The organism is Myxococcus xanthus (assembly GCF_006402735.1).
In the GTDB taxonomy this organism is placed as follows: Bacteria; Myxococcota; Myxococcia; order Myxococcales; family Myxococcaceae; genus Myxococcus; species Myxococcus xanthus_A.
This window is the reverse complement of sequence record NZ_CP017174.1, coordinates 2,696,161-2,722,163: the sequence shown is the minus strand read 5'-3', so window position 1 is coordinate 2,722,163 and position 26,003 is coordinate 2,696,161. Positions and strand designations below refer to the sequence as shown.

19 protein-coding genes and 3 pseudogenes are annotated in these 26,003 nt (G+C 69.1%); 9 read left to right on the top strand and 13 right to left on the bottom strand.

Translation table 11 applies throughout. The annotated features are described in order from the left end of the window. Positions 1 to 133: 133 nt before the first annotated feature. Positions 134 to 1,291 carry a glycosyltransferase gene (locus tag BHS09_RS11575; protein ID WP_140789664.1) on the bottom strand — a complete coding sequence of 386 codons (1,158 nt, stop codon included), beginning with the start codon at positions 1,289 to 1,291 and terminating at the stop codon, positions 134 to 136. Positions 1,292 to 1,490: 199 nt separating this feature from the next. On the opposite strand from BHS09_RS11575, the gene BHS09_RS11570 reads away from it, so the two are divergent. Next, positions 1,491 to 2,387: an alpha/beta hydrolase gene (locus BHS09_RS11570; RefSeq protein ID WP_140789662.1), complete on the top strand. Its 897-nt coding sequence runs from the start codon at positions 1,491 to 1,493 to the stop codon at positions 2,385 to 2,387. On the opposite strand, the gene BHS09_RS11565 is transcribed toward BHS09_RS11570, so the two are convergent. Further along, on the bottom strand, positions 2,357 to 3,106 hold the full coding sequence (locus tag BHS09_RS11565) for an arginyltransferase (protein ID WP_140789660.1): 750 nt from the start codon (positions 3,104 to 3,106) through the stop codon (positions 2,357 to 2,359). The two genes, BHS09_RS11570 and BHS09_RS11565, sit on opposite strands and share 31 nt — an antisense overlap. Before the next feature lie 518 nt (positions 3,107 to 3,624). Here BHS09_RS11565 and BHS09_RS11555 point away from each other — a divergent pair. Both BHS09_RS11555 and BHS09_RS11550 read left to right on the top strand, forming a co-directional pair. After that, positions 3,625 to 4,476, top strand: a complete 852-nt coding sequence (locus tag BHS09_RS11555; RefSeq protein WP_174258729.1) for a glycosyltransferase family 2 protein — start codon at positions 3,625 to 3,627, stop codon at positions 4,474 to 4,476. Then, positions 4,473 to 5,915 carry a type III PLP-dependent enzyme domain-containing protein gene (locus tag BHS09_RS11550; RefSeq protein WP_140797905.1) on the top strand — a complete coding sequence of 481 codons (1,443 nt, stop codon included), beginning with the start codon at positions 4,473 to 4,475 and terminating at the stop codon, positions 5,913 to 5,915. Before BHS09_RS11555 ends, BHS09_RS11550 begins: the two co-directional genes overlap by 4 nt. Here BHS09_RS11550 and BHS09_RS11545 read toward each other — a convergent pair. Both BHS09_RS11545 and BHS09_RS11540 read right to left on the bottom strand, forming a co-directional pair. Further along, complete coding sequence (locus BHS09_RS11545) at positions 5,905 to 7,203, bottom strand: carboxylate--amine ligase (protein ID WP_140796421.1); 1,299 nt, start codon at positions 7,201 to 7,203, stop codon at positions 5,905 to 5,907. The genes BHS09_RS11550 and BHS09_RS11545 overlap by 11 nt on opposite strands. Before the next feature lie 160 nt (positions 7,204 to 7,363). Further along, entirely contained in the window at positions 7,364 to 8,182 is an 819-nt protein-coding gene (locus BHS09_RS11540; RefSeq protein ID WP_140797904.1) for a methylase, read from the bottom strand. Between the two features lie 101 nt (positions 8,183 to 8,283). Between BHS09_RS11540 and BHS09_RS11535 the strand changes: the two genes are divergently transcribed. After that, positions 8,284 to 9,273, top strand: coding sequence for a hypothetical protein (locus BHS09_RS11535; protein ID WP_140797903.1), 990 nt, complete (start codon positions 8,284 to 8,286; stop codon positions 9,271 to 9,273). 21 nt (positions 9,274 to 9,294) lie between these two features. Here the strand turns inward: BHS09_RS11535 and BHS09_RS11530 are convergent, their stop codons facing one another. Beyond that, on the bottom strand, positions 9,295 to 10,830 hold the full coding sequence (locus BHS09_RS11530; protein WP_174260521.1) for an MBL fold metallo-hydrolase: 1,536 nt from the start codon (positions 10,828 to 10,830) through the stop codon (positions 9,295 to 9,297). 236 nt (positions 10,831 to 11,066) lie between these two features. On the opposite strand from BHS09_RS11530, the gene BHS09_RS11525 reads away from it, so the two are divergent. Together BHS09_RS11525 and thrS are read left to right on the top strand one after the other, a co-directional pair. Continuing rightward, positions 11,067 to 12,827 carry an OPT/YSL family transporter gene (locus BHS09_RS11525; protein ID WP_174258727.1) on the top strand — a complete coding sequence of 587 codons (1,761 nt, stop codon included), beginning with the start codon at positions 11,067 to 11,069 and terminating at the stop codon, positions 12,825 to 12,827. A 248-nt stretch (positions 12,828 to 13,075) separates the two neighbouring features. Then, the gene (gene thrS, locus BHS09_RS11520) at positions 13,076 to 14,278 is read left to right on the top strand and encodes a threonine--tRNA ligase (protein ID WP_140797900.1); all 1,203 of its coding nucleotides are present in this window, start codon (positions 13,076 to 13,078) and stop codon (positions 14,276 to 14,278) included. A 51-nt stretch (positions 14,279 to 14,329) separates the two neighbouring features. Here thrS and BHS09_RS11515 read toward each other — a convergent pair whose 3' ends face one another. Next, a complete protein-coding gene (locus tag BHS09_RS11515; RefSeq protein ID WP_237080327.1) occupies positions 14,330 to 14,767 on the bottom strand; it encodes a CBS domain-containing protein in 438 nt (145 codons plus the stop codon). Positions 14,768 to 14,955: 188 nt separating this feature from the next. Between BHS09_RS11515 and msrB the strand changes: the two genes are divergently transcribed. Both msrB and BHS09_RS11505 read left to right on the top strand, forming a co-directional pair. After that, positions 14,956 to 15,378 carry a peptide-methionine (R)-S-oxide reductase MsrB gene (msrB, locus tag BHS09_RS11510; RefSeq protein ID WP_140789643.1) on the top strand — a complete coding sequence of 141 codons (423 nt, stop codon included), beginning with the start codon at positions 14,956 to 14,958 and terminating at the stop codon, positions 15,376 to 15,378. Between the two features lie 242 nt (positions 15,379 to 15,620). Continuing rightward, entirely contained in the window at positions 15,621 to 15,887 is a 267-nt protein-coding gene (locus BHS09_RS11505) for a hypothetical protein (protein WP_140797899.1), read from the top strand. 185 nt (positions 15,888 to 16,072) lie between these two features. On the opposite strand, the pseudogene BHS09_RS11500 reads toward BHS09_RS11505, so the two are convergent. The 5 genes and pseudogenes from BHS09_RS11500 to BHS09_RS39325 form a co-directional block, all read right to left on the bottom strand. Further along, positions 16,073 to 16,573: pseudogene (locus BHS09_RS11500) on the bottom strand (IS3 family transposase); the annotation flags it as partial. A 100-nt stretch (positions 16,574 to 16,673) separates the two neighbouring features. Next, positions 16,674 to 17,486, bottom strand: a complete 813-nt coding sequence (locus BHS09_RS11495; protein WP_140797898.1) for an ExeA family protein — start codon at positions 17,484 to 17,486, stop codon at positions 16,674 to 16,676. After that, a complete protein-coding gene (locus tag BHS09_RS11490; protein ID WP_237080326.1) occupies positions 17,483 to 18,844 on the bottom strand; it encodes a DDE-type integrase/transposase/recombinase in 1,362 nt (453 codons plus the stop codon). The genes BHS09_RS11495 and BHS09_RS11490 overlap by 4 nt, the downstream gene beginning before the upstream one ends. A 157-nt stretch (positions 18,845 to 19,001) precedes the next feature. Then, positions 19,002 to 19,445 carry a hypothetical protein gene (locus BHS09_RS11485; RefSeq protein ID WP_316564164.1) on the bottom strand — a complete coding sequence of 148 codons (444 nt, stop codon included), beginning with the start codon at positions 19,443 to 19,445 and terminating at the stop codon, positions 19,002 to 19,004. Between the two features lie 422 nt (positions 19,446 to 19,867). Then, positions 19,868 to 20,547 (bottom strand): annotated as a pseudogene (locus tag BHS09_RS39325) (IS3 family transposase); the annotation flags it as partial. Between the two features lie 149 nt (positions 20,548 to 20,696). On the opposite strand from BHS09_RS39325, the pseudogene BHS09_RS11470 reads away from it, so the two are divergent. After that, positions 20,697 to 20,861, top strand: a pseudogene (locus BHS09_RS11470) (ISKra4-like element ISMfu2 family transposase); the annotation flags it as partial. Between the two features lie 89 nt (positions 20,862 to 20,950). Here BHS09_RS11470 and drmB read toward each other — a convergent pair. After that, positions 20,951 to 22,813 (bottom strand): DUF1998 domain-containing protein, encoded by a 1,863-nt coding sequence (gene drmB, locus BHS09_RS39320; RefSeq protein ID WP_237080325.1) that lies wholly within the window; start codon positions 22,811 to 22,813, stop codon positions 20,951 to 20,953. A 28-nt stretch (positions 22,814 to 22,841) separates the two neighbouring features. Beyond that, positions 22,842 to 26,003, bottom strand: coding sequence for a helicase-related protein (locus tag BHS09_RS11460; RefSeq protein ID WP_140797892.1), 3,162 nt, complete (start codon positions 26,001 to 26,003; stop codon positions 22,842 to 22,844).

The following is a 26,003-nucleotide window of genomic DNA, read 5'->3' as shown; positions in this document are numbered from 1 at the left end:
CCTACCTCATGTGCCGCCCGGCCGGGCCTCCGGGACGAAGGTGGACGCCCCGAAGCCGTGCAGGGGAACCCCCAGCGGGGGCACATTTCATCCCTCCGTCCGGAAGGCGGGGGACCGGGCCCCTCCCCCTCTGTCAGAGCGACGAGAGCAGGGACTCCCAGGCCTTGAGGGCGCGGTCGGCGGACAGCTCCTCGGAGCGGCGCCGGGCCCGGGCGGACAGGTCGGCCCGGTGCACGTCGTCCTGGACGATTCGCGCCAGGGCGTCCGCCAGCGCCTGGGGCTGCTCCATGGGAACCAGGACGCCGTGCTTGCCGTGCTCCAGCACCTCCGCGGGACCGGAGGGACAGTCGGTACTGACCACGGGGCAGCCCAGGGCCAGCGCCTCCAGCAGCACCATGGGCAGCCCCTCGAAGCGCGAGGACAGGGCGAAGGCCGCCGCCCGCCGCATCAGCGCATGTGGGTTGGGCGCGAAGCCCGGCAGGAAGACGGAGTCCTCCACGCCCAGGGACTTCACCAGCGCCTTCAGCTCCGCCTCCAGCGAGCCTTCCCCCAGGATGAGCAGGTGCTGGTCCACCCCGGCCTGGCGCATCAGCGCGTGGCTCCGGATGAGCACGTCGAAGGCCTTCTGGTGCTCCAGCCGGCCCACGGCGATGACCACGGGCTTGCGGAAGATGGGCTCCGCCCAGGCCGGCAGCGGCTGCGCACCGGCGGCGCGCACCCGGTCGCCGTCCACGAAGTTGGGGATGACGTGGAGCTGCTCGGGCCGCACCGGCACCAGGTCCTGGAAGGCCTTCGCTGAATCGTGGCCGCACGCGACGATGCGGCTCATGCGCGGGTAGAGCCACCGCAGGCCCCAGAGCTGCCGCCGGGGCTGCTCCAGGTGGAAGGCGCCCCAGTCGAAGTGAATCATGCCCACCACGGGCTTGCGCAGCAGCCGCCCCGCCAGGCACGCCAGCAGCGCCGCCCGGCCCTCCTGCCCCGCGACGATGACGTCCACGTCGCGCGACTCGCGCACCAGCCGCCAGAAGAAGCGCGGCAACATGCCCCGCCGGTACTCGAAGGCGTCGGTGCCCCACACCACCTCGGTGCGCTGCGGAATCCGGTCGCTCTGGCTCTTCGGATGGGGCCGGTGGTGGAAGAACATCTTCGTGTCGAACCGGCTGGGGTCCAGCCCCGTCAGCACGTTGCACACGGACCGTTCGATGCCGCCCGAGCCCAGGAACACCAGCGTGAACAGCACCCGCTTCCGAGCGGCTACTGGAGGCGCCTCGCCCTGTGTCGTTACGAGCATCACCCGCACTCTCGCGTGCTTCGAGACACCGCGGTCCAGGACCTTCGGAGTGACAGGACTCCCCCCGGCTCCAACCTGACCCACCCGCGGTGTAACCAACTTGCATTCGCTCCGCCACCCCCACGGCTCAGCTAGGGTTCGCTTTATTCCAAGCCAATCCAAGATATCCGTGAAAACACGTACTCAATTCCGCTGTCTCATGGCGTTGGCGCCCCTCTGCGTGTTGCTCGCCGCGGCGGGATACCTCGGGGTCAACGGTCATCGCATCGGCCAGGGCTTGCTGCATCCGCGGCCCATTCCGGTGACACGTCCCCCGGCGGAGCCGGTGTTGTCGCCGCTGGAGGACGTGGCCTTCACCACGTCCGACGGGGTGCCGCTCAAGGGCTGGTACGTGCCTTCACGCAACCGCGCCGCGGTGGTGCTGGTGCACGGTTTCGCGGACAACCGCGCGCAGCTGCTCTTCGAGGCCCGGACGCTCGCGGGCGCGGGCTACGGAGTGTTGCTCTTTGATTTGCGCGCGCACGGCGAGAGCGGCGGCGACACGGTGACGTGGGGAGACCGGGAGCGGCGCGACGTGACGGCCGCGCTGGATTTCATCTCACGGCGCCCGGACGTGGACCCGGGACGGTTGGGCCTCTTCGGCTTCTCCATGGGTGGCACCACGTCGCTCCTGGTCGCCAGCGAGGACGCGCGGGTGAAGGCGGTGGCCGCCGCGGGGGCCTATCCCGCGCTGGAGGCGGACATCTACGCCGGCTATGGCCGCTGGGGTGCGCTGAGCGCGGAGCCGGTGCTGTGGACCCTGCGCCGCGCGGGCGTGACGGTGGACGCGGTGCGCCCCATTGACGGGATGTGCCGGCTGGGCGGCCGGCCGCTGCTGCTGATCAACGGCGACGTGGACCCGGACGCGCCCGCGAAGCTCCAGGCCAGCCTCTTCCAGGCCGCGTGCGAACCCAAGTCACTCTGGGTCGTCGAGGGCGCGGGCCATGGCCAGTACGCGCGTGTGGCGCCGGAGGAATACGCGCGCCGGCTGCTCCAGCACTTCGGCGCGGCGCTCCAGGCCCTGCCTCAAGCCTCCTCGGGCGGTGCCACCCAGTGAGGCGCCGCGTCCAGCGCGGGCCGCTCCTCCAGCAGCTCGTGCGGACGGAAGGCGCCCTTGTAGCGCAGGGACGCGCAGGCCAGCACGCGGTAGCCCAGGTAGACGTGGGGGATGCCCCGCGCCTTCGCCAGTGCCACCTGGTGCAGCACGTTGGCCGTGCCCAGCGACAGGTGCGCATATGCGGGGTCGTAGAAGAAATACACGGCGCTCCAGGCGCGCGGCGTCTCGTCGCAGATGCCCACGCCCACCAGCCTGGATCCGCCCTCCGCGCCGTCGTCGTACCACGCCACCTCGCGCGCGGACGGGTGCGGGTAGGAGAACTGGAGCGAGTACTCGCGCACGGTGATGGGTGACGGCGCCCACTCGCGCGCGGCCTCGCGCTCCGAATGCCACTGGCGATACAGCGCCAGGCGCGCGTCATCCACACGCGGCGGCCCCACCTCCACGCGCAGATGCGCGCACGCGGCACGCGCCCGGCGCTGGCTGCGGTTGGGCTGGAAGCCCTCCACGGGGATGCGCAATGACACGCAGGCATGGCAGTCCACGCAGGCGGGCCGGAAGTACACCAACCCGAAGCGGCGCCAGCCTCTCACCAGCAGGTGCTCGTACTCCTCCGGCGTGACGTCCTCCAGCACGAGGTTTTCGAGCGAGGCCTGCCGCTCCGGCAGGTAGCTGCAGGCCCGGGGCGGCTCGACTTCGTGTGCCAGGAGGAACGCCATGTGTGGCCTGTTCCTGTCGTGCCCGCTGTCCGGCGTCAAGTCTGACCCGGTGTCTCGAAGCCTCCGCTTCCGGGCAGACACCCGCTTCTCAGAGGGAAACGCGTCGTCCGCGGCACACCCGTCTGCCCAGCTGGCGGGCTGGCATGACGTCTGCACAACCAACGGCCAGCCTCGCGGAGTCGAGGCAGGAGGATGACCATGGCCCGCCACCGCACGCAGCCCTCGCTGAACCGCCTGTCGCACTGGGATTCCGGTCGAGCGGACAGGCAGGTCCGTGCGGCCACTGGCAGCCATGACTGGGTGGTCGTGAGCACCACACCCCCCTCCCGTCCGAGTGGGAATCGCCAGAATTCGGACATTCCTGTCCTACTTGCGGCGGTCCGGGCACAGGTCGAGTGCGACCCGGAAGAGGCGCTTGGAGTGGATTTCGACCTGGAGTTCGCGAGCTACTGATGTGACGGGGTGGCGCGCGGGCGGGCGGCTTCTCAGGCGTGGCCGCCAACGCGTATAAGTCCGCTATGTCCGTCATTGACGTCTCGGTGGTGATGCCCACCCACAAGCGGGAGAAGGAAGTGGTGGAGGCCATCCGCTCGGTCCTCCGCCAGGAAGGGGTGAACGTCGAGGTCCTCGTCCTGGACGACACGCCCGAGGGCACGGCACGCGAGGCGGTGGAAGGACTGAAGGACGAACGGGTCCGCTACCTGGTGAATGACCCGCCGTCGAAGGGCCGCCCAGCCGTGGTGCGCAACCACGGCGCCACGCTGGCCCGCGGCCGATACCTGCACTTCCTGGATGACGACGACATGCTCGCCGAGGGCGCGCTTCACGCCATGGTGAGCGCGCTGGACGCGCGGCCGGACGCGGGCGTGGCGGTGGGCTGGGTGGTGCCCTTCGGCGACGACGCGGACTGGCTCAAGGACAAGAGCACCTACTTCGAGTGGGCGGCCCAGGTGGGCGCCAGCACTCCCAACAGCGCGTGGACGGTGGCCCACATCCTCTTCCGCGGCACGCTGTATGTGAACTCCGCGTGCATGGTGCGCCGCGAGCACTTCGCCCCGCTGGGCGGCTTCGACGCCAGCATCCCCGTCTACGAGGACGTGGACTTCTACCTGCGCGGCATCCGCGCGTTCGGCCACGTGTACGTCAACCGGCCCATCCTGCACTACCGCACCGGCCGGCCTTCACTGATGCACAACCTGGGCAAGGACGGCACGCTGGTGGTGCAGTCCAACGAGATGATTCACGGCAAGTACCGCAAGACGAACGGCATGCTGGAGTACCGCCTCATGCAGGCCGCCCTGCGGGTGCTGCCCTTCGAGGTCGCCCGCCGTCTGCCGCTGCGCCTGCGCAACCAGGGCCGCGTGTCATGAGCCTCAAGAGCCGGCTTCTCGGGACGGCCAGGCGCCAGGTGAAGCAGACGCTGCGCCCGGTGCTCCAGCGGGCCATGGCCCCCGCACGCAACCACATTCCCGCCTCGCACTGGGGCCTGCGGGACGTGCCCGGCCAGGGCCTGAGCCTGGAGGGCGTCCCGCTGGCGCAGCTGGTGGAGCGCTGGGGCTCGCCGCTGCACGTGGTGCACATGGCGGCGCTGCGCCGCAACGCGGAGCGCTTCCTGGCGGTGCCGCCGGGGCGCACGGGCGGCTGTGAAGTCTATTACTCGTACAAGACGAACCCGGTGCCCGGCGTGCTGTCCTTCCTGCACGGCCTGGGCGTGGGCGCGGAGGTCATCTCCGCCTACGAGATGTGGCTGGCGCTGAAGCTGGGCGTGCCCCCGGAGCGCATCGTCTACAACGGCCCGGTGAAGTCGGAGGCCTCCGTGCGCGAGGCCATCTCCCGGGGCATCCAGCTGCTGGCCGCCAACCACGCGGAGGAGATTGCCGTCTTCGCCCGCCTGGCCGCGGAGCTGGACCGCCGCCCGCGCGTCGCCGTGCGAGTGACGACGAACAGCGGCTGGTCCGCGCAGTTCGGCACGCCCATCGCGGGAGGCGCCGCGCTGCGGGCCTACCAGCAGGCGCGCGCGTCGAAGCACCTGGACGTGGTGGGCCTGCACGCGCACCGTGGGGAGACACTCCGCACGGAGGGCGACTTCACGGCCTTCGTGGAGTCGGTGCTCGACTTCACGGACACGCTGCACCAGGAGCTGGGGTTGGATTTGGAGGTGCTCGATTTGGGCGGCAGCCTCAACACGCCCACCGTCGAGCACATCGCCGAGCGCGACTGGCGCCTCAACCTCACGTTCTTCCGCGACGTGCCCGCGCCCGACCCGGCGGCGTCGTTGTCCATCGACCGCTACGTGGCGCTGGCGGTGGAGATGGTGGAGACGCACTACGCGCGGCGCGGCCGCCAGCGTCCCCGCATCTTCCTGGAGCCGGGCCGCGCCATGACGGGCGACACGCAGCTGCTGCTGGGCCGCGTGCACGCGCTCAAGGCGGGGGAAGACAGGACGTGGGCGGTGCTCGACGCTGGCATCAACCATGCCGAGTGCGTGCGCAACGAGTACCACCAGCTCTTCCACGTGAACCGGCCGGACGCGCCGGCCGACAAAATCTATACGGTGGTGGGCCCCATCTGCACGCCGGGCGACACGCTCTACCACGCGAAGCGGCTGCCCGACCTGCGCGTGGGAGACACGCTGGCCATCATGGACGCGGGCGCCTACTTCGTGCCCTTCGCCACGTCCTTCTCCTATCCCCAGCCGGCCATCATCGCGCTGGAGGACGGGAAGGAGCGGCTGCTGCGGCGCGCGGAGACGTTCGATGACCTGGTGACGTTCGACGCGCTGGACAGCCGCGCCGCGCTCACCGGTTGAGCACCATCATCCGGATGAAGGCCCGGGGGTGGCGCGCGGAGCCGTAGAGAATCTGCGCCACCTCCACCGCGGTGGGCATCAGGTCATCCGAGTCGATGAGCGGGTCCACCGCCACGTCCCGGTGTGACGCCAGCCAGCTCCGCCACTGGCGGGCCTCGTCCTCCGGCAACGCGCCGGACAGCCGCTGGAGGTTGAGCAGCATCTCCAGCGCGATGCGGTTGCAGAACACCTCGCCGTTGCCGCGCCAGTCACGCGCGGCCCGCAGCTCGCGGCGCAGGGCGTCCCGGTCCCCCAGCGCGGCGTGGTAGGCCAGCAGCGGCAGCGGCAGGCCCCGGGCGATGTCGAAGCCCATCTGCCCGTAGTAGCGGGGGTTGAAGTCGATGAGGAGGAAGTCGTCCTTCGTCTGGATGAACTCCACCTCGAAGACGCCGTGGTAGCCCAGGCGCTTGCACAGACGCTGGAGCCCCGCGGCCAGCTCCTCGCGCACCGGAGCGGATTCAAAGCACACGCCCACGCCCAGCCGCCGCGGACGCTGGAGCACCTTCATGGCGCCGCGCACCTCGAACAGCTCGCCCGTCTCGTCCACGAAGCCGGAGAGGCTGTAGATGCCCTCCGCCGCCTCCGGGTGGAACTCCTGCACCATGGGGCGCGACACCGCGGGGTCGAAGCGCACCAGCATGGGCGCGTACCCGTCCCGAGAGAAGGCGCGGTACTCCTCCGCGAGCTGCTCGGGCGCCTGCACCGGCTGCCCCTTGCGGTGGGTGGAGTAGAGAATCTGCGTGGTGGGCTTGATGAGGACCGGGAAGCGCGCCTCGCGGGACACCACGTCCAGGTCCGCTTCCGATTCGGGGAACCAGGTGCGCGGCAGCTTCAGGCCCACCGCCTGGCCCGCCTCGAAGAGCTTGCGCTTGTTGAGCAGGCCGTAGACGGCGTCGACGCCCGGGTCGTAGAGGTGGAAATACTCCGACAGCGCCTCGCGGTGGACAGACACCAGCCACGCCAGCTCATCGCTCGTCGGATAGAGCACGTGCCGCATCGGCTCGCGGCGGCCCAGGTCCATCAGCCACTCGACGAAGGCCTCGGCCTGGGACTCCGGAGGACACTGCACGCGGCGGCCCACGAAGCGAGACCAGCTCGCGGGCCCCAGCTTGCCGGGGTCCGCCACCGTGACGTCAATGCCATTGCGTCCGAAGCAACGCGCGGCCGCGAGCGTGCCGTAGAAGCCCGCGGAGAAGAGCAGCACGGACGGCCGGCCCTCCATTCGAACCTGGGGTGCCTGCTCCAACATGACGGTGTCGTTCTCCCGCTGCGTTCCCGGCACGCCTCACGCGAAGGAGAGGAGGTGCCGTTTCAAGTCCTGGTCGCGCGAAGGATAACCGCACGCCACCCCACTTGGCTTCCCTCGGCTGCGCCCTCTCCTTCTCTGAGAAAGACGCAGCCCACTGTCGTCAAAAACAGACACCCCCCTTGGACCTCCAAACAACGTAGCCCTGGGACAAGAGCCACGGGTCGGTCTCCACTCCCTCCATTCGTGCGGAGAGCCCCAGTGCGGCTTCACGAAACGCATCGGGTGGGTGCGTATGGCCCATGGTCCGCGCCTGCTGCCAGGCGGCGCTCCATGCGGAGAAGAAGTCATGGATGGGCTCACCCGGACGTACCCGGCGGCGCAAGTCCCGGGGCAGCCAGTCCCGGAAGAGCATGGGCGCGAAGCCGAGGCTGAAGTCGGTGTGGAACAGGAGCGCTTCGCGCAGCGGCAGCTCCTCGCCATCCCCGACGCCGCGGCGCAGCAGGTGCGCGGACATCACCGCGCCCGTCGCGTCCGCGCTGCCCTCCACCAGCAGGCCCGACGGCAGCAGGTAGCGGGCCAGGGTGCGGTGCACCTCGGGGACGCGCTCGAGGGGGCCCTGACGGAGCAGGTTCATGGCACGCACCAGCCGGGCGGGCTCGTCGGGCCGAAGGGGCAGCGCGAAGCCGCCCTCGCGGAAGGACGTGCGGGCATCCGCGTCCACCTGTGCCGCCCGCGCGCGCTCCGCGTCCAGTTCCACGCCCACCACGGCGAGCTCCGGGTTGAGCGCGCGAAAGGCCTGGGCGCTCTCCAGCGTCGTCCACGGGTGCTCGCCGAAGCCCACGTCGACGAAGACGGCGTGGGCCCAGGGCCCGTCACGGCGTTCGAGCAACAGACGCTCGAAGCGGCACAGGTACGCGTCCAGCGCGCGCAGGCGTCCGCGCGACGTCCTTCCCCGTGTCTTCGTGTCCAGCGGTGGCATGGTGCGCTCTTGGGTGAGTCTGGCGTGGCCGTCAAGCCCACCCCGCTCCGTACCACCCCCGATTTTCGCCGGACGCGGCGGCCCCCTAGAGTGGGCCTGACGTGGAAGCCTCGTCCCCCCAGGCATGCCCCCGCTGCCGGTCCCCCCGCGCCGCCGGGCCGGAGTGCCCCCGCTGCGGCATCATCTACGCCAAGGCGGAGGCCCGGGCGGCACGGCAGCGCGAGGAAGCCTCCACGGTGGCGCCCGGGGTGCCCGAGGAACCGCCGCCGCTCGTCGACCCCGCATGGCTGGCGACGCCCGACCTGCGCCCGGACGTGCTGCCACTGGAGACGCCCGCCTGGGACGGCGATGCCGAGGAGGCCGCGTTCGAGCACCGCCTGCGCACCTGGGCCATCCCCGTGGCACTCCTGGTGTCCTACGTGGCGCTGAACGGCAACTTCAGCGCCTTCGCGGCCCGGCTCATCACCATGCCGTTCCATGAGCTGGGCCACGCCATGACGGCCTGGTTCTGCGGCCGGTCCGCGTTCCCCACGCTGTGGAAGACGGCCATCTTCGGCCGCTCCTACGTCCTCGCGCTGATGCTCTCCGCGGTGCTGGGCGCGTGGGCGTGGTGGGGGTGGAAGCGCCGTCAGTGGCTGTGGGTGGCCTGCGGCGCGAGCCTGCTGGCGCTCCAAGCCGTGGGCACGCTGCTGCTGTCGCCGCAAACGGTGGACATGCTCATCACCTTCAACGGCGATGGCGGGATGATGGTGCTGGGCACGGTGATGATGTTGACCATCTATGCCCCGGCGGGCAGCTACCTCCACAAGCAGGCCCTGCGCTGGGGCTTCCTGGGGCTCGGCGCGCTGTCGCTCGTGGATGGCTTCCTCACGTGGTGGAAGTCGAAGAAGGACTTCAACGCCATTCCCTTCGGCAAGACGGAAGGCGTGGGCCTGAGCGACGCCAGCAAGCTCGTGGGGATGCCCCACAACTGGGGCGAGCACCAGCTCATCGGCAGGTACCTCACGCTGGCCACCGTGTGCCTCGTGGTGGTCGCCGGGGTGTACGTGGTGCAGCTCGTGCGCGGCAGGGCCCGGCTCGCCGCGCGCTGAGTCCCGAGCGCGGCGGATACGTCACGCCGCGTCGCCGAAAGGCCACACGAAGCCGGGGTGGCGCACCACCTCCGGCGTCCGCGCCCCCTTCCAGCGCAGCGACTCTCCCGGCCGCAGCACCAGGGGCTTGGGACCGTCCTTCATCGTCCGCCGGACCTCGGCGAGCCGCTCCGGGTAGGGGTCCGCGTCCGGGTTCTCATCCAGGTGGCTGGCGCCGCTCACGGGCTCGCCGGGATAGCCCGCGTAGCGAGGTCCCATGCCCTCACGCCAGTACCAGGGCGCCCCACCATCCGCACAGGGCACCACGTAGCGCGCGCCCAGCAAGGCGCCATAACGCAGCGCCTCCTCCGGCCCGGCCATGAGCCGCTGCGGCGCCCTCAGCATCGCGCGAGGGACGTTGACCAGGAACGCCTCCAGCGTGGTGAAGCCGAAGAAGATGGGCGCCAGCCGGAAGCCTCGGACGCCGCAGAAGAGCACATTCACCGGGGCCTCGCGGCGCACTCGCCTGCACACCGCCGCCATGTCCCCGCGCACGTCGTGCCCCGAGTCCGCGAAGAACGCCGCGGAGAAATCGGGCGCCCGCACCAGCCACGCGTTGCCCTCGTTGAAGAGGTCCGGGTACGGGCCTTCGCCATCCGTGGGCTGCTCGCCGTAGAACGGCAGCGCGCTCACGGTGACGTCGCCGACCAGCCGGGACTCGCCCCAGCGCAGGGGCTCCACCCGCGTGAAGCCCAGCTGCGCCAGCCGCAGGGCACAGTCCGTGGAGAACAGGCTCTCACGCGCCACCGCCGGCACGAAGATGCGCGTGTCGCGAGGCAACTGCAGCAACGAGCCCAGGTGGAAGTGGTCCCCATGTGAATGGGTGATGACCACCGCGTCCACCCGCCCCACGTCACGGGGCTGCATCGGCGGATAGCCCGGCGCGTCCACCGCGCCCTCGGGCCGGAAGTACGGGTCCACCAGCACGCGTCCCTCACGGCCCGCGACCAGCACCGTGTTGTGCCCCACGAAGAGCGCGCCGGGCGCGGGCACCTCCACGGGCGCCTCATGGCGCACGAGCCAGCCCGCCTGCCCCAGGTCCGCCACCAACTCCGCCAGCACGGGCAGCGCCGCGAAGGCCCGAAGCTCCGCGCGCGTGGCGCCGCGCGCGAGCGCCGCGAAGAAGTCCGCCACGGCGGGCCACTCGGACGCACGCACGGGCACATCCAGGCCCAGCTCCTCCTGGCGAAGGTGCAGCACGCGCGGCCGGTGTCGCGTGGCCTCCGGGAACAGCACGTCGGGACGCAACACGCGTCGGCCCATGCGCCGCTGCTTACCCACGCACAGCGCGGCGTAGCGGGGGGTGTCCTCCAGCCAGCGGACCAGCGCCTCCGCATCGTGCAGCGAGCCCTCGCGCCCCAGCGCGGCGACGTGCCGCTTCAGCGGGAGGAAGGCCCGGCGGACAGGACGCGCGGTGGGGCCCTGGATGCTACAGCCCAGGTCCTCGTGGTGGTCGGCCTCCGTCCGGGCCGAGGCGAGCACGGCCAGGCTGACGCCCCGGTGCAGGGTGAATCGCATGGCGGCGGATGTTGCCACGCGTCACGCGCGGTGCGGCGTTTCTCCAACGTCCTGGCGAGCGGGCGGACCGTCCCCCTCACCCGACGGCCCAGGTTGTGACAGGAGCGTGGAAGGCCGGTACCCTCTGCCTCCGAATGTCATTGTCAGCCCCCTCGCTCCCCCCGGAGCCCCCTCCCCCGTCCTCGGGTGGCGCCCTCGCGGAGCCCTCCCAACGTCGCTTCCACTGGCTGCCCCCCGTGGGGACGTGGAAGTACCACCTGCTGCTGAGCGCGGTGGCCCTGTTCGTCCTGGGGCCCCTGGGCGGCATCGCCGCCTCGTACATGAACTTCAGCGTGGGCTTCTTCGTCGGCGGCCAGGTGCTGGCCGGCATCCTCGGCAGCGCCGTCACCTACGGGTACGGCGCGGAGGGCAAGCACGGCGCCAACTACATGCAGACGATGGCCGCGTCAGTGGCCTCGCTGTGCGCCATGTCCGTGCTCATCCAGTCCATGGTGTGGCTGGGCATGGAGATGCCTCCGGCCTGGCAACTGATGCTCTTCGTCGGCTGCGTGGGCATGTTCGCCGTGGGCGTGGGCATGCTCTACACGCCCCTGCTCGTGGACAAGCTCCAGCTCGACTATCCGTCCGGGCTGGCGGTGGCCAACATCCTGCGCGCCCTCACGGACAAGCGCCTGCTCAAGGCGTCCATCTCCAAGCTGGGCGGCGGCACCCTGCTGGGCGCCCTGGCGGCGTGGATGACGGAGAAGGTGGCCTTCGTCGCCTCCATCGGCACCAGCGCGGCCACGCTGGGCGCGGGCATGATTGTCGGCAGCCGCATCACCGTGCCCGCCATCGTGATGGCCGTCATCGGCTTGGTGCTGGTGCCCACCCTGCGTGAGATGGGGTGGCTGGGCCCTCAGGACCCGTTCCGCAAAATCGGCTTCGTCATCGGCCTCGGGATGATTTGCGGCGCGGCCGCGGTGGACCTGTCGCTGCTGGCGGTCCAGGCGGCGAAGCGCATCCGCGAACGGGCCTCGGCGAAGGACGAAGAGGAGGAGTCCTGGAAGAAGGTCAACATCCCCCGGCTGCTGGCCTGGGTGGGTGTCTGGGGCGGCGCGACGCTGCTGGTGGGCACGCAGGTGCTGAATCAGCCCGTCGGCTGGCTTCTCTTCGGCATGCTGCTCGCCCTGCTGTTCGTGCTCATCAACGGCATCTCGTTCGGCATCACCGACCAGAACCCCATCTCCAGCGCCTTCGTCATCTCCGTGCTGATGATGTCCATGATGGGCCTGCGCGTCCCACTGGTGGGCATGATGGCCGCCACCATCCTGCTCATCTCCACTTCGGTGGGCTGCGATATGCAGCAGGACCGCTCCACCGGCTGGCGCCTGGGCACCAACCGCGTCACCCAGTTCCGCTACCAGGTGCTGGGCGTCATCATGGGCGCGCTGCTGTGCGTGGGCCTGGCGCGCGTGTTCATGACCGCCTACCCGGCGCTCACCATCAACCAGCTCGACAACCCCAACGCCGAGGTAGGCCAGTGGGGCTCCGCGATGACGTACAAGCTGGTGGGCGCCATCCGCGACCTCGGCTCGCTGTCGCAGGCCGTCGTGAATGCCCTGCTCCTCGGACTGGCCATCGGCTTCGTCTACGAGCTGCTGCGCAAGGTGGTGCGAGGCAACGCGCGCTACCAGCAGTACGTGAAGGGTTCGCGCCAGGGCTTCGCCGTCGGCTGGACGGTGGACGCCATCCTGCTTCCCAGTCCCTACGCGTCGTCGTTCGGCGGCTTCGTGGCGTTCCCGGTGTCGCTGTGGTTCGGCGCGGGCGGCATCGTGACGTCCGTCTGGAACACGTTCTCCAAGCGTGGAGAGCCGGCGGTGAGTGGCAGCCCGGGTGAAGGCGAGGCCCTTCCGGAGGACATGAGCACCATGTCCCTCATGGGCGGTGGCCTCATCGCCGGTGAGTCGCTGTTCTTCCTCATCGCCGGCCTCATCGGGCTCGCGTCGCTGTTGGCGTAGCAACACCAGCACGGGGCCGAGTTGACAATTCTCCGCGCCCCTCGCATCTTCTTCGCCGTGAGCTTCGTCATCACCACCACGACCACCGGCACCACGACTCGCTTCGGCGGGCGTGGAGCCGTGCGCGTCACGTGGTGAGCTGACGAACGCACGGTTCCCTGCCCCGCCTTCTCCGGCCGGGGCAACCGTGCGCTCGCTCAGCGCTCCGTCCGGATGGCGTTTCACCCTTCCGAATCGGAGACGAAGCAATGCTCGACGAACACGACCACCGCGCGCTGGGCCAGCGCCTGGACCTCTTCCACCTGCAGGAAGAGGCACCCGGCATGGTGTTCTGGCACCCGCGCGGGCTGCTGCTGTACCGGCTGCTGGAGGAGCACGTCCGCCAGCGCATGCGGCGCGAGGGCTACCAGGAAGTCCGCACCCCACAGCTCTACGCACAGCCCTTGTGGGAGCGCAGCGGCCACTGGGACAACTTCCGGGAGAACATGTTCCTGGTGGAGGACGGCGCGCGGCACCTGGGCGTGAAGCCGGTGAGCTGCCCCGGCCACATCGAGCTGGTGCAGCGCATGGCGCCCAGCTACCGCGACCTGCCGCTGCGCCTGGGCGAGTTCGGCCTGGTGCACCGCGCGGAGCCCGGCGGCGCGCTCCACGGCCTGTTCCGCCTGCGGCAGTTCACCCAGGATGACGGCCACATCTTCTGCGCCGAGCCGCAGGTGGTGCCGGAGGTCGTCCGCTTCGCCCGCTCGCTGAAGGACTTCTACGCGGGCTTCGGCTTCGACGACGTCCAGGTGGCCTTCTCCGGCCGGCCCGCGTCGCGCGCGGGCCGCGATGAGCTCTGGGACAAGGCCGAGTCCTGGCTCCTCCTGGCCGCGAAGGAAGCGGGGCTCCACTGCCACATGCAGCCGGGCGAGGGCGCCTTCTACGGGCCCAAGCTGGAGTTCGTCCTGAAGGACCGGCTGGGACGCGCGTGGCAGTGCGGCACCATCCAGCTGGACCTCGTGCTGCCGGAGCGCTTCGACCTCCACTACGTCGACGCCTCCGGGGCCCGCGTCCGTCCGGTGATGCTTCACCGCGCCCTGCTCGGCAGCCTGGAGCGCTTCATCGGCGTCCTGCTGGAGCACCACGGCGGCGCGCTGCCGCCCTGGCTGGCGCCACAGCAGGTGGTGGTGGCCGCCGTGGGTGAAGGCGCGGGCGACTACGCCGAGCGCTTCGCCGCGAAGCTCCAGGAGGCAGGCTGCCGCGCCAGCGTGGACCGGCGGGGTGAATCCCTGTCCCGCAAGGTCCTGGATGCCCACGCGGCGGGCGTCCCGTGGCTGGTGGTGGCGGGCGCACGGGAGGTGGCCGCGGGCAACGTCCGCCTGCGGCAGCGGGACGGCGCGCAGCGGGACGTCCCGTGGGAGGACGCCGCGGCGGAGCTCGTCGCGTCGTGCCGTCCGGCCCCGGACGCCTGAGGGTGACACCAGGGCGCGAGCGGTGAACCGCACCGCTCGCGCCCCGTCGCTTCAGACCTGCTGGAGCCGCTCCAGCACCTCGCCCGCATGCAGGACTTCCTCTGGCACCGTGGCCAGGTCGTCCAGGCTCAAGAGCCCCACTGGCCGCCGCTCACCGTCCACCACCACGAGGCGACGCACCATCTTCTCCTCCATCACCTTTTCCGCCACCTCGAGCGTCGCGTCCACGTCGCAGGTGATGACCGTGGCCGTCATCACCTCGCGCACGCGCGTGGTGTTCGGGTCCTGCCCCAGCGCCGCGGACCGCACCGCGATGTCCCGGTCCGTCAGCATGCCCACCAGTTGCCCACCCTCCAGCACCGGCAGGGAGCCGATGTTGCACGTGCGCATCCTCAGCGCCGCGGCCCGGATGGGCTCGCCCGCTTCGATGGTCTCCAGGTTCTTGGTCATCAGCTCGCCAATCCGCATTGCACGCTCCTCACTTGGCATGACGCCCCTCCCACTCCCGTTGAACCCCGGCGCCCCGCCGCCGCCTCCCGGATTGCGCCTGGCCCTGAAGCGAAGAGCCGGACAAGCTCCCTCACACCTTGCTGCCCACCAGGCGCGACGCTGGGGCAGGATGCGCATCTGATGTGCGCGTGGGCCCCGGTCCGGGCCCGGACAAGGAGCAGGAAGGCATGGTCGACAAGCTCACCCTCAGCGACGACGAATGGCGCAAGCGCTTGAGCCCCCAGGAGTATGAAGTCCTCCGCCGCCACGGCACCGAGCGGCCTGGCTCCGGGTGCTTCCTGGGCACGAAGACGCCCGGCACCTACGTGTGCGCGGGCTGCGGCAATCCCCTGTTCAAGGCGGGCACGAAGTTCGAGTCCGGCACGGGATGGCCGTCCTTCACGCAGCCGGTGGCGTCCGACGCGGTGACGGAAATCCAGGACGTCTCGCACGGCATGATTCGCACCGAGGTCCGCTGTGCGCGCTGCGACGGGCACCTGGGCCACGTCTTCCCCGACGGCCCTCCGCCCACCGGCCTGCGCTACTGCATGAACTCGGTGTCCATGAAGCACGTCCCCGAAGGCCAGCCGCTGGAGCTGGTCAAGGCGTAGTGCGGGTAGAGAATCCAGCATGCGACGGGCACCTCAGCCGCCTCAAGTCATACTGACTGAGGTGGCTGGGCAGCACGCAGACCCGACCTAATCAGCACATGATGTCATGCCCCAGTGCGCTCGAACGGGTGTGGTTCTGGAACTGAGTGTCGGTAGAGCTGACGGCGGGCCGAGGGGACGATTATTCGCGCCTCGGCGGAGTGAGATGGGTGTCTGAGGATTGAGCCATGGGAGGTGCCTTCATGGTCAAGGTGACGGTGGAAGTACCCGAGAAGTCGGCAGAGGCAGTGCGCAAGATGGTACGGGCGTCGGAGGCGGGCTTGGCGGCGATTCGCTCCGGCAAGCCGCTGAACTTCGCCGAATGGGAGCGGCGAGCGGCGAGCAACGCCTCGGAGGTGGAGCGCGATATGGTGCGGAGGTTGCTTCGAGGGCTCTACATCGATGCGCCTCACGTCAAAGTCGACGGACGCCTCTTTGCCCAAATCGGACGCTACCCAGCCAGTTACTAGACACAAGCGGGGCCCGTCAAAGTAGAGCGCAGCGTCTACCGGAAGGTGGGCGTGCGCAATGGCAGCACGGTGGACGCTGTGTCCCTGCGTGCGGGCTGCGTGCGCAAGGGCTGGCTGCCAGAGACGGCCTGGGCTATGGCATACCTGATGGAAGTGAGCATCACCCGCTTCGGTGGACAGGTTGACTACGCTGCCTGCCTTCGCACCTCAGCCGTTCGCTCGTATTCCACAGGGCTGATGTAGCCGAGAGAGGAGTGACGACGCTTTCGATTGTAGAACACCTCAAGGTAATCGAACAGCGCTCGTCGAGCATCTTCTCGCGTCCGGAAGCTGCGCGTGTGGACGACCTCCATCTTCAAGCTGCTGAAGAAGCTTTCGACGACGGCATTGTCCCAGCAGTTGCCCTTGCGGCTCATCGAGCAGGTGACTCCGTGCGCTGCCAGCCGCTCCCGGTAGTCCTCGCTGGCGTATTGGCAGCCCCTGTCGGAGTGATGAATCGCAGGGGCTCCACGCCCGGAGAGGGCCATGTTGAGGGCGCCCAACGCGAGGTGTCGGTCGATTCCCTCGCCCATGCTCCATCCCACGACACGGCGGCTGAAGAGGTCGAGCACGACGGCCAGGTAGAGCCGGCCCTCCGCCGTCCAGATATAGGTGATGTCGCTCGCCCAGGTGCGATTGGGGCCGCGGGTGTTGCGAGGCGAGCTGGTTGATGGACGAGCGATCCGCCTGGTTGATGGGCATCACCGAGCGCGAGCGTCAGCGAGCGCGCTCGGTGATGGGACCGGCCTACAGAGCGGCGGCGTCGGTGTCGAGCACGCGTGCGAGTACGTCGCGCTCGACGAGCTTTTTCTTGCGACGCGCGGCCTCGCGAAGCGCAGTGGTCGCGAGCCGGTCAATGTCGCGGTGAGCGCCGGAGGCGGCCTCGTGGAGCATCGCCATCGCGTCGGAGGCGAAGAGTTCTCGCTCGCAGCCCGCGTTCTTCAGGCGCAGGCGGAGGTACTCCGCGGTGTCATCGGGCTGAAGCGCGTCGATGGTGAGCCGGCGTGCGAGGCGGGAGGCGAGGCTGCGGTTACGGCGCATCGCGAGCCGCGAGTCGAGCTCGGGCAGGCCGACGAGGATGAGGGAGAGGAGCGCCTTCGAGTCCCACTGGTAGTTCAGGAGGATGTGGAGGTGGTCGAGCACGTCCTGGTGGAGCAGGTGCGCCTCATCGAGGAGGAAGACGGGGTGGACGCGCTCGCGACCGAGGTCCTTCACGTGGCTGGACACGGCGTAGAAGACAGAGGCCGCGGTGGCGGACGGCGTGAGCCCGAGGGCAAGACACAGCTGGCGGTAGAAGTCGCGGCGGCCCAGCGTGGCGTTGTGACAGTAGGTGAGGCGGAAGCCCGCCTGGGGTAGCCGGTGGCGGAGCGCGCGCAGGACGCACGTCTTGCCGACGCCGGGCTCGCCCACCAGCATGACGCTCTGCCGCTCGCGCACGGCTTCGCAGAGTTCCTCGACGAGGTCCGTCTTGGAGGCCGGCAGCCAGAGGTCCGCGTCGGCAATCTCCTTGGAGAAGGGCGCCTCGGAGAAGCCGAAGTGGGTGACGTAGGCGGGCGTCATGACTCACCTGCATCGCGATGCCGAGGAGGACGCCCGACGGCGCGGTCGAGGAGCGCGCGGGGCGGGTCAAACGCGGGGTGTGGCCGGTACGTCTCGTCGTGGACGGGAGGCCGACGCAGCGGCCTCTTGCGGCGCGCGTTCTTCACCGCGTCGACTGGGTGGAGGGTGTAGCGCTTGCCCTCGAATTCGGCCCAGGGAGCCTCACCCTGGTCGACAAGGCAGCGGCACAGGTGCACGAGGCGCCCGGCGAGGTGGCCTGCGTCGAGCTCGTAGTCGGCACCATCGACAGCGACGGTGGTGTCGCGCCGCACGCGTCGGCGGATGCGGGTGGTGAGGGCCTCGCGCAGCTTCGCCTCGTCGAAGCCATCGGGCGCCCGGGGCGTGGCCTCGAAGACGGTTTTCGGTGTCGCGCCCATGAGGGCAGCGTGCGACGTGACGTGGTAGTGCGCGTCGAGGAAGGCGCAGAGGCGGACATTGACGTCGTGCAGCGAGGCGACGGGCCCGAGGAAGTCGAGGCAGCCCTCGCGCAGCGTGCGCCAGAAGCGCTCCATCTTCCCGCGGGCGGGGGCGTCGTAGGGCCGCGCGTGCAAGAGCGACGTGCCGATGCGAGCGCACGCGGTGGCGAGCGTCTCGCCCCGGTACGTGGCGCCATTGTCCAGGTAGAGAGCGTCCGGCAGACCGTGCTTGCGCAGGGCGCGCACCATGAGGCCAAGCATGTCCACCTCGCGCTCAGTGTGGTGGGCCTCCAACGCCACGACGTACCGACTCGCGTCGTCCAGCAGCGCGTGGATGCGCAAGGGCAGCGACTTGCCCCCGACGGTGAGTCCAGGCCCGTGACACACGTCCGCGTGCCACAGGGCCATTGGGCGCTCGGCCTGCCAACGCAGGCGCGTCTTCGTGCCGCTGCCGTCGCGCATCCCGACGCGGTCGAGTCCTGCTTCCGCAAAGAGGCGGCGCACCGTCGTCGCCGAGACGGCGTCCTTCTCGAGCCGGCCATCGGTGACGAGCGTGCGCAGGATGAGCGTCACGGACGCGGACGGGTACTCCCGCCGGATGTCGAGCAGCAGCTCGCGCTGGGCCGCCGAGAGCTGCTGGGCGCGGCCCTTGTCGCTGCGGCCGCGCGGGGCGAGGCCTGAGAGGCCGCGCTTCTTGTACGCGTAGTACCAGCGCTCGAGCGTGGCCGCCGAGTAGCAGTGGCTCGCCTTGGCGCCCGGCGGCACGAAGCGCTGCTGGGCGAGGGATTCGAGCGCCGAGGCGAGCTGGCCTCGGTCCATCTGCGCCTGGGTGAGGGCGCCGATGACTCCGTGGCGAAACACCGCCACCGCCTCGGCGTGGGACTTCGGGGTGAGGCTCTTCATTTTGCGCGGACTTCCCGTACCGCCCCCTCATCCCGGCATGGGCCTCTTGGGAGAGCAGACGCCTACCGTCCCGCCGGAGGCAGCTCTTCGAGGACAGGGCGTGTCGGGTGGGACGGACTTCTGCGCGGGGCGAGCCGATGGCTGCGGAGCAAGTCCCTCAGCGAGCGCGCTCGGCTCCCCGGAACGAACAGGCGGACAGCGATGGCGGTCCCGTCGCCGGGAGCGCAAAGGCGGCGACTGTCGTCGCCGCTCGTGCGGCCACCGCTCGCGCCGTCCAGTCCGCGGGCGCCGGCCGCACGCAGCACAGGAGCGTCCCGCGCCTGGCCTCCCCGGCCCAGCGGCAGAGGGCATCCCAGCGCCCAGCGCTCCCTGGCCCCACCACGTCCCACGGACTCACGCGCCTGCGCACCGCCGCCGCCGGCAGCGACTCGAGGCCCCACAGGGCGAGCGCCCAGGCGATGGCCGCGAGCGAATACAGCTTCCTGCCCAGCACCTCCGCGGGCACTACCGTCTGCGACACGCCGCACGCACGGCAGCGGTAGCGTCGCACGCGCAGCTCTACGAGCACGGGCGACGCGCCAGCGTCCAGCGGCCCGCGCACCTGGCGGCTCCGGCTGCCATGCCCATGAAGCCCCAGAGGCGCTCCCACAGGGCGGCTCGCCGCGCCGCAAGCGGCGCAGCTCGCCGGGCGTACCGCCGACACGGACGGCATCTGTGCCGCCCAGGACTTGACGCCGACGCGCGTCCGTACGACTCCTTGGGTGCCTCGCTTCTCTCTCACACGTCGAGCGGGGCGCTCGACCTGTGAGCGTGTTGGCGCACGCTCCAGGTCACCTTTCTCGCACGCGAGCTGGCGAACACCGCCGCGCCCCGTCCTCTCAGAGCCCCGCGGACTACCTCACGCAGCGTGGCGCGCCAGAATCCGGCTCGCTGCTGGACTCCGCGCGGCCTGCAACATCCCTTCCCGGCAACCAGCGCGCTCGTCGCGACCGCGATCTCCATCAACCACTTCGCTCAGCAACAGCGGGGAAGGAAGTCCCGGGCCACCACGTTGGGGGCAACCGGATGGGCGTGGCTGCTGTCGGTGGTCCGCACGAAGGGGCGCCTCCGGCGGGCCGCCAGGCCCTCCTGCCTCATGAGACGCGCCACACGCTTCGCGGAGACTCGGGCGCCCCGAGCGCGCAGTTCGGCATGGACACGGGGGCTGCCGTAGGTACCTCGGCTTTGCTGGTGAATGGCCGCCACTTCCACGGACAGCTCGCGGTCGCGCTGTCGGCGCTGGGACTCGGGCCGCTTCGCCCAGGCGTAGTAGCCGGAGCGGGAGACGCCCAACTGGCGGCACAGGAATGCGACTGACAGGGAGGCCTTCTCCACGTGGATGAAGCGGAACTTCACTTCATCTCCTTCGCGAAGAAGGCCGCCGCGTTTTTTAGTAGCTCCTTCTCCATTTCCAGCTGCCGCACGCGTTTGCGCAGCTGGGAGAGTTCCGCCCGCTCCTCGCTGGTGAGAGCACCCGGCTTGCCCTGGCCCCGGTCCGTCCGGGCCTGCTCTACCCATTTACGGAAGGCCGTCTCCGTCAGGTCCAAGTCCCGCGCCACCTCCGCGACGGACTTGCCCTCCTCAAGCACCAACTTCACCGCTCCGGACTTGAACTCCGGGGTGAAGCTACGTCGCTGCCGTCTCTTCTTCTCGCGCTCCGACATCGAACACCCTTCCATCACATCGGGGGTGTCCACGGAAGCGGGCGAGGCTCAAAGGGGGTACCTCGCGCGAGGCGTAGGCCGGCGCGCGGGTCCTGCACCGGCGGCCCTACGGCCGCAGCAGCTTCGAGGACGTCTCGCATGCGGTGGGGGAGCTTGCGCTGCTCACCCAGACGGGAACCGTCTGGCGCATTGCCAATCAGTTGCACGCATCGGACAAGCGCGACGTGGTGGTGGGCGATGCACGACCTGTTCACGAGGCCGTCACCTACATTGAAAGCCATGACGAGCGGATGCACTACGCCGAGGCCCGGGCGGCGCAGGTGCGTCGCCCACCAGCACCTCAATGAAGCGATATCTGATGTGGCCCTCGGGAAGCGCATGGCTCGGCGACGTCACGAACACATCATGAACTCTTTGCGAGAAGAGGATTGAAATAACCAACCGTAGGGTCCTCAGGCGTGCCGACAAGCATCGCGCGATCGAGTAACAAGTTAAAATGCTGGCACGACGTCTCCGGTACCAGGAGGCACGCGTGGCAAGCGGAGAGATTGTCGGGCGAGGACAAGGTCACTGCGCACGTGATGCAGAGCGGGTCCGAGGAGCACCAAGCCATGGAGACCAACATCTCCCGGATGGTGTTCTCAAGGAACGCCTGCTTTCCCTGTCGCACCAGTCCTCCAAGGGTACCCTCCGAGTCGGCGCTTCCGGTGTGAATCAATACGCCGCACATGTCATACGGATCATTACCGACGTAGAGGCGCTCGCGTAGCGCCGCGCTGCTGTAGCCACAGGTGAGGGAGAGCTGACGCATCAGCGCGTGCGCAAACGAGTGCAGCAGGAGGAACCTCGGCCCCGTCCTCAATGCCTCATCGGCGGGCTCCGCGTGTGGGTTTGTCCGGCGAGACGCCAACCAGCCCGCGCGCGCGCGCACCTTCTCGCCCTCCCAGGCTTCTAGCGCATTCTCCGAGAAGCGGATGAAGATGCCCTCCCCTCGCAGCTCGACTGCCGGAAGCCACTTCGGGGGCTGCACGGAGATGCATCCCAATCGGCTGTTGTTATCAGACCGGAATGGTCCCGAGGACGGCTTGATCCGGTTGAAGCCCACGAGCGCACGGACCTCGCGCAGGCGCCGTGCCAGGACAACGGAGTCTATATAAGGCTCGAGTTCCTGTGGGACGGGCTCCGGTCTCGTCTGGAACTCACCCTTGTCGACCGGCTCCTGCGCAGACAGATTGAGCTGCCGGTACTCCGCCCACTCCAGCGGAGCATCGGCCTCTTTGCCCTCGTGCCACTGGCGCCATTCCTCGAAGGTGCGCAGGAGTTCCTCCTTGCTCGTCCCCGACTTCTCCTCCAGTCGATTGATGCGAATGAAAGCGGGCCATTCCTCCGGGGAGCACTTCATCACATCTTCGGCATAGGGGCCGATGACCTGGGAGAGGTTCGGGGAGAACGGGGGAATGTCGAGCGAGGACTCGATGGCAGAGTAGTACACGCTGGACGCGCCGCGCTGGACGACCTGCGGGGCCATTGTGCAACCCCGCTCCGGCGCAGTCGGGAGCCAGGGCCTCTTGCCTGCGCACCACATTCCCCGTGTAGACAGGGCCCTCTTCCCGAAGGCCCCCTCAAGGGAGCGCGGCGAGCCTGAGCAGTCGGTATTCATGCATTGCACGAGCTTGCCAGCGAGACCCGCCCCCGTCGTCTTCAGGACCAGCCGCGGCGAAGCGCACTTACAGTCTATCCACCTCGTCCAGGGGAACTCGTCCAGGTGCCCATTCTCACAGGCGACGATGAAGCGGACCGGGACAGCATAGGTGGTAGATGCGTCCCGGGAGCAACTGGCGCAGCGACGCTCGGGCATGTTCGGGTCGAAGGAAAACTCGTAGGCGGGGGCCAAGCGCTCGCAGATCGGACACATCAGCCAGTGGGGAAACCGCACCACCGGGAGCACGTCCGTCCACGACTCGTCTGCGGCCTCCTTGACGGGAGGAAGCCGGAACCCGCCCACACGGAGGAGGCGCTGCAGCCGGGGCTCGTACGTTCTCTGGAAGTGCAGCAAACCTGTGCGACCGTTCGGAGCGGCCCTATCCCATTCCTCTAGGCCCGTGACGAGGCCCGAGAGTGGCGCGCCAGAAGCCGGCGCCCGGAAGTCCACCACGGCTCCGGGCCCGAAGGTACTCGCCACGTGACTGCGTCGGACGCTGCCGATGATCCGGGGGCCCTGCGGGACCTGGGGACCTGTAGGGCCCTGCCCCGAAGCGCGCCTCATGGGCCGGCGCGGGCCACGGTTACTTTTCCTAGGTGTTGGCATCTTCATTCCCCGTGGGTGTGCGCGCGAGACCGGAGACCAGTCGGAACCGAACGCTCGGCTCCACCTCACGCATCGAATTGGGAGTCGCGAGAGCGGCGTGGTTCCAATTCCCGCTCGTCGCGCGGACCTCCGCGACCTTCTCCGCGGACACGAGCAGGCTCTGTGCCGGCTTGTAATCATTCCAGTAGTCACCCAAGGGCCCGCGGCCTTCCCACATGTCCAGCAACGTCACGAGATGCTCCCAAGTCTCCTCCGCCTCGTACGGATCGCAGGCATCTGCCCGCTCGTAGAGCGCCTGGGCGTACGGCTCCAGTTCCTCGCGGCGCTCAGCGGTCAGCTCGGCGTCATTCCCCATGCCAGGCACCAAGTGCCGTGCGAGGGCCACCAGCGCTGCATGAAGCGCCTTGTCCCGGGCGCGAGGCGCGAAGGGAGTGACCGAGGTCGCCTCCACCTCCCGATACAGCGACTGGTGCCACGTACGGAACGCCTCGTAGTGAGAGCGATCCCGGGCCCGCCCCGCGTTGTACACGGTGACGATCAGCCCGGGAATATTGCCACGGCCCACACGCGAACTCGCCTGGATGTACTCGGCCATGCTCTTGGGTTGGCCGTTGATAACCATCAGCCCCAATCGTGGGATGTCGACACCGACTGAGATCATGTTCGTGGCGAGCACCACGCTGACATCCTGCCGGGGCAGGCTCTTCTCAAGGCGTGCGAGAGTGTCGGGAATCTCCGACGAGGGGACGCGGCTCGTCAACTCCAGCGGCTCCTCGATGCGTTCACGGGTATTGCAACCGTGAGAGCGCGCGTAGACCGTCATGCTGTCATTGACGTCGTCGAGCATCATCACATGGGCGCCGCCCAGTTCGCGCATCGAGTTGAAATACGCGAGCAGCGTCCAGTAGGGGTCCCGCTCCGCGTCGGTCGGGAAGATGCCTTCTTCTGGCGCGGCCCGTTGCAGCAGTGCCGCGCAGACAGCCTGCAGGCTGAACTTAGGGCTGCGCCCCGCCGTGGACACCCCGACATAAAGGCGTCCAGCGGCCTTCGTGTCCCGTACGGCGAAGCAGGAGTCATCCCAGTCAATGGCGGGAGGCGGGAATTGGGAGACCTCCCGGTTAAAGAGTCCGCGCACCTGCTCCTCCGCTCGGCGAATTGTCGCAGTGCTGCCCACGACTTTAGGAGGAATACCGTCCCGGCTGCAGATTTGATCGATGGCCGCTTCGTAGAGCCCGACCACCGTCCCGAGCGGGCCCGAAATGAGGTGGAGTTCGTCCTGGAGGATCAGCTCGGGCGGAATACTCGCCGCGCTGAACAGCTGCCTCGTCTGCTGCTTCCGGACGATCTGCGCGAACTTGTCCACAGTTCCGATCAGCAGCGAGGGGCTCTGTTGATAAATCACCTCGTCGATCGTGTGGACGGGAAGCGGAGCGCCCGAGAGGGGGCACCCAGTTGCACGGCATTCGACGATGTAGTCCCCTTGTCTGCGTGAATCCCAGACGAGCCCGGGATTCTGGCATGCGGGGCAGCGAGTCAGCTGCCGGGCCTTCCTGGCCTCGTACTCACTTTCTCGTGCGGTCTGGATCAGGTTGGGCGTGGCATCCCCTCCCACCCACAGCCCGATCGAGAAAGGCGTCTCCCCCAGGGAGGCGTCTCCCCCGCGATGAGCCTCGCGCCGCAGGTGCTCGCATGCGAGAACCATCCGCGAGGCGCGCTCGAACTGCTGCACCGTCAGAAGCCGGAGGGTATAGCGCATGATGGCCGCCACCCCCGCGCCACGATCCGGCTCGCCTCCCTCCCGCAGCCTCCGGAAGAGGAGCAGGAATGCGATGAGCCCCAGGTAGGCCTCCGTCTTTCCGCCGCCCGTCGGGAACCACAGCAGGTCCATGATCTGTCGCTCGCGGGAAGGTGCTCCATCCTCCGCGGCGGGATGCACCAGCCCGGGGATTCCCAGCAGTTGGAAGGCCAGCTGGAAGGGACGCCACTCAAGCGCCAGCTTCGGATTGGAACTCCCCCAGCGCCGTTGAATGAGCATGGCTCGGTGGGCGAGTTGGAAGGCGCGCCGCGCATTGTCATCCTCATCGAGGCAGGCGATGCCCGCTTTGATCCGGCCCGCGATCTCATCCGCGCGTGTCAGGTGCACCTGGGCCTGCGTCTCCTCCTCCAGAGAGAGTTCCCCCAGGCGCTCTCTTTGCTCCTGGATCCACTCGCGGTAGGCGCGCGGCACGACCGAGAGCAGAGCCTGGAGCCGCTCCGGGTCCGCAGAGGCAAGTGCCTCGGCTTGAAAGGCTCCGCTAGAGCTTCCGGTGACCGCAGTCGAGACCCGGGCGAAGCGCTCGTGTCCATCTGCGCTCGTGGAGGGCACGTGCTGTCTGGGGAGCCAGGTGGCGGCGACGAACCGGCCCCTCTCGTCCTCTCCCCAGGTGGCAGCGCAGGTATGGCCCACCGCCCATTCCTCCATCTTCCGGTAGATGAGGGCGCTGGCGCGCCCGTCGTCATCGAGCCAGCGGCGCGACGGATGACGGGGCAACAATTCCGCCCCCGAACCGGCCCGCGCCTCGAACCGGGTCTGGAAGAAGGACATCTCCTCCATCTCGACCCGGCCCCCGACCGATTCATGGGTGTTTTGCAGCACCACCGTGACTTGGTGGACGTTGGACCCGAGCCCGAGCACCCGTACCCACCAGCACAGCCCCGTGATTGCCTCCACCTGAGACAGCCCCTCTTGAAGCTCAAGGTCCCGGGAGAAGGACAGCGGCTCTCGTATCCAGCACTCCTTGCTCCGCCCCTGATCCTCGCGGACAACCTGCCCCGCCAAGAGCCAACGCCTCACGTAGCGTGCGGCGGTGGCCTCCAGGCGGATGCGATTGCCGCGAATGCAGAACGAGATCCCTAGGGATGCCGGCCGCCGCATGGCATTCATTGCCACGGGGATGTCGAGCCCAAGATCATCATCCGTGGTCTCGTCCCGGTCGTCGTCCTCCTCGGCAGAGGTCTCGGCGCTGAGATCCTCCGTCTGCTCCGGGAAGAGGATGCCCGTCAGATAACGGTCGGAGGGTCGCGCCTTCTCAAGGCGCTCATCGGGTTCACACGCCGGGCCCACCAGATCGGCTTCGACGGCGGCCAGATACTGTTCCAGGCGGTTCAT